The organism is Actinomadura sp. CNU-125, from assembly GCF_001942465.1.
In the GTDB taxonomy this organism is placed as follows: Bacteria; Actinomycetota; Actinomycetes; order Streptosporangiales; family Streptosporangiaceae; genus Spirillospora.
Genome location: NZ_MKJY01000389.1, coordinates 1 through 3,758, shown reverse-complemented (window position 1 = coordinate 3,758; position 3,758 = coordinate 1). Strand labels below are relative to the sequence as shown.

At 77.9% G+C, this 3,758-nt stretch carries 1 protein-coding gene and 2 pseudogenes; all 3 read left to right on the top strand.

Annotated features, from left to right (window positions below):
- Positions 1-25: 25 nt before the first annotated feature.
- Positions 26-232: pseudogene (locus tag BJF79_RS67660) on the top strand (ketoreductase domain-containing protein); the annotation flags it as partial.
- 348 nt (positions 233-580) lie between these two features.
- Positions 581-3,468: pseudogene (locus BJF79_RS67655) on the top strand (type I polyketide synthase); the annotation flags it as partial.
- A gap of 9 nt (positions 3,469-3,477) precedes the next feature.
- Positions 3,478-3,758, top strand: a 281-nt coding sequence (locus BJF79_RS67650; RefSeq protein ID WP_410050180.1) for a hypothetical protein, incomplete at its 3' end; no start/stop codon positions are given.

Below are 3,758 nucleotides of genomic sequence, written 5' to 3'. Positions count from 1 at the left end.
CACCGCGGTCGTCCACTGCGCGGGGGTGCTCGACGACGGCGTCGTCACGGCCCTCACCCGGGAGCGGCTGGAGACGGTCATGCGGCCCAAGGTCGACGCCGCGTGGAACCTCCACGAGCTGACCCTGGACGCCGACCTGGCGGAGTTCGTGCTGTTCTCGTCCGTGGCCGCGACGCTGGACAGTCCCGGGCAGGGCAACTACGCCGCCGCGAACGCGTTCCTGGACGCCCTCGCGCACCACCGCCGCGCGGCGGGCCTGCCCGCCCGGTCGCTGGCCTGGGGGCCGTGGGCGACGGACGGCGGGATGACGGCGGCGCTGGAGCAGGCGCGACGTCGAGCGGCTGAGCCGCGCCGGGCTGGTGCCCATCGCGCCCGACCGGGGGCTCGCGCTGCTGGACGCCGCGCTCGCGTCGCCGCTGCCGCGCGTCCCGGCGCTGCTGGACCGGGCCGCGATCCGGGCGCGGGGACGGGACGGCGCACGCTGCTGCGCGCGCTGGTGCCCGTCCCGCGCGGGCCCGCCCGCTCCGGGCCCCGGACGCCCGCGGACGCGCTCCGGTTCCGTCCGGCGGAGGTCGCGGCCGTGCTCGGCCGTCCCTCGCCGGACTCGGTCGAGCCGGACCGGGCGCTGTCGGAGCTGGGTTTCGACTCCCTCACCTCGGTCGAGCTGCGCAACCGGCTCGGCGCCGCCACCGGCCTGCGGCTGCCTGCCACGCTGGTCTTCGACCATCCGACGCCGCAGGCCCTCGCCGACTACGTGCGGGCGGCGCTGCCGGGCGGGCGCGCCGCCGCGTCCGGCGACGGGACGGGCGGTGCCCGTGCGGCGGCCGACCCGGACGAGCCGATCGCCGTGGTGGGCATGGCCTGCCGCTATCCCGGCGGGGTCGCCGACCCGGAGGGGCTCTGGGAGCTGGTCGATTCGGGCACCGACGCCATCGGCCCGTTCCCCGCCGACCGCGGCTGGGACCTGGAGCGGCTGTACCACCCCGATCCCGACCATCCGGGCACCTCCTACGCCCGCACCGGCGGTTTCCTGTACGACGCCGACCGGTTCGACCCCGGTTTCTTCGGGATCAGCCCGCGCGAGGCGCTCGCCATGGACCCGCAGCAGCGGCTGCTGCTGGAGACGGCCTGGGAGGCGGCGGAACGCGCCGGGATCGACCCGTCGAGCCTGGCGGGCAGCCCGACCGGCGTGTTCGCCGGGATCATGTACAACGACTACGGCACGCGGGTGCGCGAGGTCCCGCGGAACCTGGAGGGGCATCTCGGCAACGGCAGCCGCGCGAGCGTCGCGTCCGGCCGGGTGTCGTACCTGCTCGGCCTGCGCGGCCCGGCCGTCACGGTCGACACGGCGTGCTCGTCGTCGCTGGTCGCGGTGCATCTGGCCGCGCAGGCGCTGCGGTCCGGGGACTGCACGCTGGCGCTGGCCGGCGGCGCGACCGTCATGTCGACCCCGGGCACGTTCACCGAGTTCAGCAGGCAGCGCGGGCTGTCGGCCGACGGGCGCTGCAAGGCGTTCTCCGCCGCCGCCGACGGGACGGGCTGGGCCGAGGGCGCCGGGTTCCTGCTGCTGGAACGGCTGTCGGACGCCCGCCGCAACGGGCATCCGGTGCTCGCGGTCGTCCGCGGCACCGCCGTCAACCAGGACGGCGCCAGCAACGGGCTGACCGCGCCGAACGGCCCCGCGCAGGAGCGGGTCATCCGGCGGGCGCTGGACGCCGCCGGGCTCGTCCCCGGCGACGTCGACGCCGTCGAGGCGCACGGCACCGGGACCGCGCTGGGCGACCCCATCGAGGCGAACGCCCTCATCGCCGCCTACGGGCACGGGCGCGGCCCGGGGCGGCCGCTGCTGCTCGGTTCGGTCAAGTCCAACATCGGGCACACCCAGGCCGCCGCCGGAGCCGCCGGGATCATCAAGATGATCATGGCGATGCGGCACGGGCGGCTGCCGCGCACGCTGCACGCGGACGTCCCGAACCCGCACGTCGACTGGGACGGCGCGGGCGTCGAGCTGCTCACCGAGGCGGTGCCGTGGCCGGAGGCGGGACGGCCGCGCCGCGCCGCGGTCTCCTCGTTCGGCATCAGCGGGACGAACGCGCACGTCGTCCTGGAGCAGGGGCCCGCCGAGGAACCCGCCCCCGAAGGGGACGGACCGGACGCGGCGCGTCCCGTCCCGTGGGTGCTCTCCGGCCGCACCGAGGCGGCGCTCCGGGCACAGGCGGCGCGGCTGTCCAACGTGGTCGGCGCGTCCGCCGCGGCGGCGCCGGTCGACGTCGGCCGCACGCTCGCCACCGGACGCGCCGCGTTCGAGCACCGCGCGTGGCTGCTCGGCACCGGACGCGCCGCGCTGCTGCGCGCTCGACGCGCTCGCCGCGCGGCGAGGACGGCCCGGTGACCGCGTCGCCGGTGACGCCGCCGAGCCCGTGTTCGTCTTCCCCGGGCAGGGGCCGCAGTGGGCCGGGATGGCACTGGAACTGGCCGAGCGGTCGCCCGTGTTCGCCGCCGAGCTGCGCGCCTGCGGCGAGGCGCTGGCGGAGCACGCCCCCTGGACGCTCGCGGACGTGCTCGGCGACGCGGCGGCGCTGGAGCGGGTCGACGTCGTCCAGCCCGCGCTGTTCGCGGTGATGGTGTCGCTCGCCCGGCTCTGGCGCTCCCACGGGGTGCGCCCGGCGGCCGTCGTCGGGCACTCGCAGGGCGAGATCGCCGCCGCGTGCGTCGCCGGTGTCCTCGACCTCGCCGACGCGGCCCGGATCGTCGTGGTGCGGGGCCGGGCGCTGGCGGAACTGGCGGGCACCGGGGGCATGGCGTCGGTGGCGCTGCCCGTCGCCGAGGCCGAGCGCCGCCTCGCCGGACGCGCGGACGACCTGGTCGTCGCGGCGGTCAACGGCCCCGGCGCGGTGACCCTCTCGGGCGACCCCGCCGCGCTCGCCGCGTTCGGGGCCGAATGCGAGGCCGCGGACGTCCGGTTCCGGATCCTCCCGGTGGACTACGCGTCGCACTCCCCGCACGTCGAACGGGTCCGCGACGCGCTGCTCGACGCGATCGGGCCGCTGCGGCCCCGGCCGGGGGACGTGCCGGTCGTCTCGTCCGTCACCGGGGAGCCGATCGACGGGACGTCCATGGACGCCGCCTACTGGTACCGCAACCTGCGGGAGCCGGTGCGGTTCGCGGCGGCGACGCGGACGCTCCTCGACTCCGGGCACGCCGCGTTCGTCGAGGTCGGCCCGCACCCGGCGCTGCTGCACGCGGTGCAGGAGAGCGCCGACGCGGCCGGGCGCCCCGGCGTCGTCGCGGTCGGCTCGCTCCGCCGCGGGGAGGGCGGGCTCGACCGGTTCCTCACCTCCCTCGCCGAGGCCCACACCCGCGGCCTGCCCGTCGACTGGACGCCCGCGCTGCCCGGCGGCCGCCGGGACCGACCTGCCCACGTACGCGTTCCAGCGGGAGCGGTACTGGCTGGACGCGCCGGGCGGCCCCGCCGACGTGACGGCCGCCGGGCTCGACGCGTCCGGGCACGCGCTGCTGGGCGCCGCGCTCGCCACCGCCGACGGCGACGAGCAGATCTTCAGCGCCCGGCTGTCGGCGCGCACCGTCCCGTGGCTGGCCGACCACGCGGTCGGCGGCACCGTCCTGGTGCCGGGCGCCGCGTTCGCCGACATGGCGGTGCACGCGGCGCGCGAGACCGGCTGCGACCTCGTGGAGGAGCTGACGATGACCGCGCCGCTGCGCTCGGCGACGCGGGGAGACGATCCTGCAGGTCCGGG